This window comes from Phycicoccus avicenniae (assembly GCF_050496545.1).
Lineage (GTDB): Bacteria > Actinomycetota > Actinomycetes > Actinomycetales > Dermatophilaceae > Phycicoccus > Phycicoccus avicenniae_A.
This window is the reverse complement of sequence record NZ_JBNVZV010000005.1, coordinates 243,504-250,534: the sequence shown is the minus strand read 5'-3', so window position 1 is coordinate 250,534 and position 7,031 is coordinate 243,504. Positions and strand designations below refer to the sequence as shown.

The 7,031-nt window shown below is 72.1% G+C and carries 7 protein-coding genes; all 7 read left to right on the top strand.

Features of this window, described 5'->3' with window-relative positions:
* Positions 1-220: 220 nt before the first annotated feature.
* Positions 221-352, top strand: a complete 132-nt coding sequence (locus ACQZ2A_RS06665) for a hypothetical protein (protein WP_430208638.1) — start codon at positions 221-223, stop codon at positions 350-352.
* A 60-nt stretch (positions 353-412) separates the two neighbouring features.
* Positions 413-781, top strand: coding sequence for a hypothetical protein (locus ACQZ2A_RS06660; RefSeq protein ID WP_430208635.1), 369 nt, complete (start codon positions 413-415; stop codon positions 779-781).
* A 572-nt stretch (positions 782-1,353) separates the two neighbouring features.
* A complete protein-coding gene (locus ACQZ2A_RS06655; RefSeq protein WP_430208632.1) occupies positions 1,354-1,977 on the top strand; it encodes a GTP-binding protein in 624 nt (207 codons plus the stop codon).
* Entirely contained in the window at positions 1,974-2,459 is a 486-nt protein-coding gene (locus ACQZ2A_RS06650; RefSeq protein ID WP_430208630.1) for a hypothetical protein, read from the top strand. Before ACQZ2A_RS06655 ends, ACQZ2A_RS06650 begins: the two co-directional genes overlap by 4 nt.
* A gap of 221 nt (positions 2,460-2,680) precedes the next feature.
* Positions 2,681-3,040 carry a hypothetical protein gene (locus ACQZ2A_RS06645; RefSeq protein WP_430208628.1) on the top strand — a complete coding sequence of 120 codons (360 nt, stop codon included), beginning with the start codon at positions 2,681-2,683 and terminating at the stop codon, positions 3,038-3,040.
* Positions 3,041-3,544: 504 nt separating this feature from the next.
* The gene (locus ACQZ2A_RS06640) at positions 3,545-4,981 is read left to right on the top strand and encodes a glycosyltransferase (RefSeq protein WP_430208626.1); all 1,437 of its coding nucleotides are present in this window, start codon (positions 3,545-3,547) and stop codon (positions 4,979-4,981) included.
* Positions 4,981-6,963 carry an ArnT family glycosyltransferase gene (locus ACQZ2A_RS06635; protein ID WP_430208624.1) on the top strand — a complete coding sequence of 661 codons (1,983 nt, stop codon included), beginning with the start codon at positions 4,981-4,983 and terminating at the stop codon, positions 6,961-6,963. Before ACQZ2A_RS06640 ends, ACQZ2A_RS06635 begins: the two co-directional genes overlap by 1 nt.
* Positions 6,964-7,031 lie beyond the last annotated feature (68 nt).

The following is a 7,031-nucleotide window of genomic DNA, read 5'->3' as shown; positions in this document are numbered from 1 at the left end:
CCCCCCCCCCCCCCCCCCCCCGCCCCCCCCCCCCCCCCCCCCCCCCCCCCCCCCCCCCCCCCCCCCCCCCCCCCCCCCCCCCCCCCCGCCCCCCCCCCCCCCCCCCCCCCCCCCCAGGAAGGTCACCATTAGTGGCAGAGCCAAGGGTCGCGGGAGGCTGCCCGATCAGATGGCGCAGCCGTCGACCGCCCTTAAAGTTTGACCCGAGGAGGTCGATGCGATGCTGCAGGACGACCACTACCCGGTGCTGCTGCCGCGTGCCGTCGATGGTCCGGGCATCGAGCCCCGTCCCAACTTCGTGTGGGTCCGAGGGGTGGGGGCCGGTCTGGGCGTCGTGACGAGCGTTCCGTAGCCCGTCTCCGGCTTGCGGTTTGGTGACCTCATCTCCCACGGGCTGGAGCAGCGTGAGCTGGTGAATGCGCACGGGGTGTCGGTCAAGGGGCCTCTCCAGGACGCCCGGGTGCGGTCGTCGGAGACCGCAACCTGGAGCGTGACCGTGTTCGGCGCCTCGGAGGTCGACCTCGACCACCTCGGCGATCTCGCCCTGGCGCGGGGGCTGGGGGCGGACGTCTGGGACGGGGCCGGGACGTCAGGCGACGCGCACGACCTGGCTCGCGGTGCGTTCATCCCCGCCGGACGCCCGACCGAGGTCGGTGTGACGCTCGGGCTGGCGGGTTCCCGGCGGGACGTGGAGGCGTTGATGTGCGACTTCGAGCAGGATCGCCGCTATGTCAGCTGCCTCGACATGGTGGAGATGGTGATGGGGATCGAGCGCGAGTAGCGCCCCAGCACGACGTGCTCACCGTTCCCCCGCTCGAGCCGACGGGTTAAATGGTCATGACAAGACATGCGGTGGCTTCGGGATGGCACGGGGATGGCACAAAACCAAAGTGCTGCCACCGTAGGCGGGATCGTCGCAGGTCAGGGTCCATGTGCGGTGAGTCATTCGGTGTCTTGTAAACAGGGGGTTGGGGGTTCGAGTCCCCCCGCCAGCTCTCTTCTCGCGACGTTGAGCCCCTGTTCTCACGTGCGAAGGCATGCCCGTCAGCGCGTCGCTCGCTGCACCCAGGTGGCCAGAAGTGGACCGACCTGACCGCGTGGGGACGCCCTGGGCATCAGCTACCACCTGCGTGACCCACGACTCGAGGGAGCGGGCCCGGTGGTCACCTCGTTGAGGGATGGTCCACGAGGACGCCATCGGAGACGTCGCCCTGGTCGGATGGGTCGGCCGGCGGGTCGTGTCCCGACGGACGAGGGTGGGGGCGCACCTTCCGGCGCAGCGAGGTCGTCCGTTCGGACGACCCCGCCGTGATGCATCTTCTTCACCCATTCTTGACTGTTGCACTTCTGGGCATGGGGAAGCGAAGAGGGGCAACGGGTGGGCGGCTGCAGGCCGTGGTCGGGGCGGTGGCCCAGGACCGGGTCGTGTTCTGCGGCCCGCTCGGCGTCGGGAAGACCACGGCCGTGCGGGCGATCTCGGACGTCGAGGTGGCCAACACCGATGTGCGACAGGCGAACAGCCGGCACGGTGGAGAGTCGCGGTCGGACAAGACCACCACGACCGTCGGCATCGACTACGGGGAGTGGCAGGAGGGCGCGAGCTCGAACGTCGCCGTGTACGGCACGCCGGGGCAGGTGCGGTTCGACACCGTACGCACCTCGACCATGTCGTTCTCGGTGCACGTCGTGCTGTGGCTGTTCGGCCAGAACGAGTACGCCTTGGAGGAGGCCGAGGAGTGGTTGCGCTACCTCGGGGTCCAGGACGCCTCGGTCTATGCCAACCTCACGGTCGCCGTCAGCCGGCTGGACGAGCCGGGTCCGCACCCGGACCTGGACGCCTACCGGCCGCTCCTGGACTCCTTCGGTCCCGGCATCCGGCTCATGGCCGCCGATCCTCGGGACAAGGTCGACGTCCAGCGTGTCGTCGCCCTCGCACTCGGCCGTGAAGTGCCTGTGCCACAGGGCGTCCCGGCGTGAGCGCCGTCGTCGAGGCGGCCCTCGGCTCACGGGTGGAGCCGCACGAGCTGCGGAGCCGGCTCGAGGTGGGGGACTGGGACGCGCTCTCGCGCACCCTCGGAGTGGTGGCTCAGCCCGAGCTCGAAGCCTTGGGTGAGCGGGTCCCGGACATCGAGACCATCCTGTTCTGCACCGCGGACGGGCTGAACCTCTGCACGCTCGGGGTCTACGAGCGTGACGTGGGCCGGCTGTCCGCGCTCACGAGCTCGATCTTCAGCGTCGCCATGGCGCTCCGCAAGGCCGCGCAGGCGGACTCGGCGGGCCTGACGGTGCACCTCTCCGCCGAGGAGACGCACACCGTGCTCGTCTCCGTGCACCTCCCGGACGTCGGCGACTTCGTCCTGGGAGCCCAGGCGTCGGACATCCAGCACGCCGTGCTCCTCGTCGAGACCCGCAGGACCGCGGAGGACCTCACGCAGAAGCTGGCCTCCGTCGCGCGGTGAGCCGTCTGCTCCGGGCCCTCGGGCTCGCTCGGGCCTCACCGACCGAGGAGGACACCGCCGCACCGAGCCGCGGCCCCGCCTCCTCCACCACGGCATCGACGTCCGCCGGCGTCGTGATCGAGGTGACGAGCTCGCCCCCGGGCAGCGCGTCACCGACCAGCACCAACCACACCGCACCACCTATCGACCCCCCGGGTCACGACACCGAAGGAACACAGATCATGGCTGACTACGAGAGCATCATCGAGGCGATCCAGACCGACGTCACCGGCTTCATCGGCGCCACCATCGTCGACCTCGAGTCGGGGATGTCCCTGGCGTCGCGCTCGGCCGTCTCGAACTTCGACCTCGACGTCGCGAGCGCCTACAACAGCGAGATGGTCAAGGGCAAGTTCAAGACGATGAAGGCCCTCGGGCTCGACTCCGAGCTCGAGGACATGCTCCTCACGCTGAGCGACCAGCTCCACCTCATCAAGGTCATGGACGGCGGGACGACGTTCCTCTACGTGGCCGCCAACAAGGCCAACACCAACCTCGCCCTCCTCCGCCGTGCGGTGAACCAGCACACCGTCGGCCGCTGACCCCGGCGCGGCGGCGCGGCCCTGGGCGCCGCCGTCCCGGACCCTGCGGGGCCTGCCCCTCCGTCCACGGCGGAGCGGCAGGCCCCGACCCATGTCCAGCCACCAGGACGCGCAGGCGCCGAGCCCCGTCGTCGACGTCCTCGACTCGCCCCTGCGCGGGTGGCCACCGGCCTCCGGATGGGGGCCGGGCCGTCGGCCGACCGGAGGGGCGGCGCATCGGCCGTCGGTACCGAATGTTCGGAAAGTCCAATCCGGACGGCGCGGTGGTCTCGAAGCCCCTCACGACCGGTCGCGTCTTTCAACCAGCAGGGGCGTGACGCCGCCCGGCAACGGCGCCGGACGTCACTCGCAACCGATCAGCAGGGGCTTTTCGTGCGAAACCGAACGTGTCTCGTTGTCCTGTCCACTTTCGCCCTCCTCCTCCCGTCCTCCGCGGCCCTGGCTGCGGACTCTCCCCGGCCGGCCTCTCCAGGTACGACCCTCTCGGCGGCGACCCCCGAACCGGTGCTGCCCGAGCAGGGTGGCTCCCTGACCGACCCGTTGGGCGGGGGCATCCCCGCCGTCGACGACCCGTCGACGGCGCCGGCCACACCTGACGACGTGACGGCGCAGACGCAGCCGTCCGAGAACCCGTCCAGTGTCCTCGGGTGGACCGGAGTGCTCCTGCTCGTCCTCGTGTCCCTCCTGCTGTCCGGGGTGGCCTTCACGACCCTCGCGTGGATGCTCCACGCCTGGCGGACACCGGAAGGCCTGCGCGCCACCCGGTTCGGTGGTCGGTCCAGCCGAGAGAAGCCGCTGCGCTTCAGCCTCCTGGTCCCAGCGCGCCACGAGGAGCAGGTCCTCGGCGACACCCTCGACACCCTGAGCGCCCTCGACTACGGCGACCTCGAGATCATCGCGATCGTCGGGGACGACGACGAGGGGACGGCCGCCGTCGCGCGAGCTGCCGCGGCCCGTCATCCCGGGCGCGTCCGGGTGGTCGTGGACTCCAGCGTCCCGAAGAACAAGCCGAAGGCGCTCAACACGGCGTTACGCGAGGTGACCGGGGACGTCGTCGGCGTCTTCGACGCGGAGGACGAGGTGCACAGCGACCTCCTCGCGCACATCGACGCGCGCTTCCACGAGACGAAGGCCGACATCGTCCAGGGCGGCGTGCAGCTGATGAACGTCCACACGACGTGGTGGTCGATGCGCAACTGCCTCGAGTACTACTTCTGGTTCCGCAGCCGGCTGCACTTCCACGCAGGGCAGCGGTTCATCCCGCTGGGCGGCAACACCGTCTTCATGCGGACCGACCTCCTGCGCGAGGTCGACGGGTGGGACCCCGAGTGCCTCGCCGAGGACTGCGAGATCGGCGTGCGCGTCTCGACCCGCGGCGCGACCGTCGCCGTGGCCTACGACCCCGAGCTCGTGACACGGGAGGAGACCCCGGGCGCCCTCCCGTCGCTGATCAAGCAGCGCACCCGCTGGAACCAGGGCTTCCTCCAGGTGCTCGCCAAGGGCGTGTGGCGCGACCTGCCCACCGCGCGGCAGCGGCTACTGGCGCGCTACACGCTCTCGATGCCCTTCCTCCAAGCCTTCACCGGCCTGATGATCCCGGTCTCGATCGCGCTCGTCCTCTTCGCGAAGGTCCCCACCTGGGTCAGCCTCGTGACGTTCCTGCCGCTCGTCCCGACCCTCGTGACGCTCGCGGTCGAGGCCGCGGGCCTGCACGAGTTCGGCCGGGCCTACGACGTCAAGGTCCGCCTGCGCGACTACGTCGTCCTCGTCGTGGGCGCCTTCCCGTACCAGGTGCTCCTCGCCGGCGCCGCCGTGCGCGCCGTCTGGCGCGAGAAGCGCGGCCAGCGCGGCTGGGAGAAGACCGAGCACAGCAACCTGCACCGCACCCCGGCGCCGACCCTCGCCCCGGTCGTCGAGCTCGCCGATCGGAAGGCCTCCTGATGACCGTCGTCGACCGCCCCACCACGAGCACCGAGCCGACCCCCGTCGAGCCTGCTCCCCGCCCCTCCCGCCTGCGTCGGGTCTGGGACCGTGCCCGCAACCCGCGCGGCGACCTCGTCGTCCTCGGGCCGCTGCTCGTCCTCGCGGGCGTCGTCATGCGCATCGGCCTCTACAGCGCCCCGCAGCGCATCGACGACGAGGGGACGTACGTCGCCCAGGCCTGGGCCGTCTTCCACCTCGGCGAGCTGACCCACTACACCTACTGGTACGACCACCCGCCGCTCGGGTGGTTGCAGATCGCTCTCTACACCGAGCTGACGGGCGCGTTCGACCGCGCCCCGAACGCCGTCGGGGCGGGCCGCGAGCTCATGGTGCTGCTCGCCCTGGTCAGCGCCGCCCTGCTGTGGGTCCTCGCCCGCCGGCTGCGGATGCCGCGCTGGGGCGCCGGGCTGGCGGTCGCCCTCTTCACGCTGTCGCCCCTGGCGGTGCAGTTCCACCGGACGGTCTACCTCGACAACGTCGCGACGCCGTGGCTCCTCGGGGCCTTCGTCCTGGCCCTGAGCCCGCGACGCCGGCTCGGTGCCTTCGCGGCCGCCGCGGTGTGCTTCGCCGTCGCCGTGCTCTCGAAGGAGACGACCTTCCTGCTGTTCCCGGTCCTCGCCTACCTGCTGTGGCGCCGCAGCCGCGGCGGGACCCGGCGCTACGCCGTCGCGGTCTCGGCGACCCTCTTCGTGCTCATGGGCACCTTCTACGTCCTCTTCGCGGCTCTCAAGGGTGAGGTGGTCCCCGGTCAGGGGCGGACCAGCCTCCTCGGCGGCGTGCTCTACCAGGTGTCCGGCCGCGAGAGCAGCGGCAGCATCTTCGACCCCGAGTCCCTCGGCCACCGCACGGTGTCGATCTGGCTGCAGCTCGACACGGTCCTGCCCGTCGTCGCCGTCGTGGCGACCCTGCTGGCGCTCTTCGTGGGCCGGTTGCGCCCCTTCGCCGTCGCCATGCTGATCCTCCTGACGATGCTCGTGCGCCCCGGGTACCTGCCCGTGCCGTTCGTCGTCGCGCTGCTCCCGCTCGGGGCGCTGCTCGTCGCGGCCGTCACGACGACGCTCTGGCAGAGCCGGCCCACCCGCCTCGCGGGTCGTCGGGTCGGTCGAGCGGCGGGGGCCGCGCTGGTCGCCGTCGGCATCGGCCTCACCGCCGTCGCCACGCCCGCCTGGGCCGGCCAGCTGCGCGGCCTGATGATCGCGCCGCTCGACCAGCCGATGTCCGACGCGACCGCGTGGATCGCGCAGAACGTGCCGACGGGCGAGCGCATCCTCACCGACGACGCCCTCTGGGTCGACCTCGTCGAGCAGGGCCGCGCCCGCGGCGACGTCGTCTGGTTCTACAAGCCCGACACCGACCCGGCCGTGCCCAAGGGCGCCGACTCCTACCAGTGGGTGGTCTCGACCGACTCGGTCCGCAGCGACCCACGCTCCTTCCCGACCCTGGCCGAGGCCCTCGACCGCAGTGTCCCCGTCGCGGCCTTCGGGACCGGTGAGCGCCGCGTGGAGATCCTGCGGGTGGGGCCGTCCGGCACCGACCCGGCCGTGCTGGACGACCAGCGCGCGGCAGCGGCCGCCGCCGGCCAGCAGCTCGTCGCCAACCCGGCCATCACGACCTCGCCGGCCTCCCGCGACGCCCTCCTGTCCGGCCGCGTCGACCCGCGACTGCTCACCGTCCTCGCGTCCGTGAGCGCGCAGCACACGGTCACGCTCGGGTCACTGCCCCAGCCGGCGGCGGAGGAGGCCGCCGGCGCCGCACGGCGCACCGTCACCATCACCGAGGTCGACGGCGGTCCCGCCACGCCGGACGCCGCGCCCGCCGCCGAGGTGGCGCGGGTGTCCGCCGAGCGGTCCGCCCCCTACGCCGCCGACGTCCGCTTCACCGAGGCCGGGCCGGGCACCCCGCCCGCCCTGGTCCTGTCCTGGCCCCGGGCCGACCGATGAGCACCGCTCCCGCCACCCCGACCCGTTCCACCAGGTCCGCGACGCGCGACCTGTCCGCCACCGGAGAG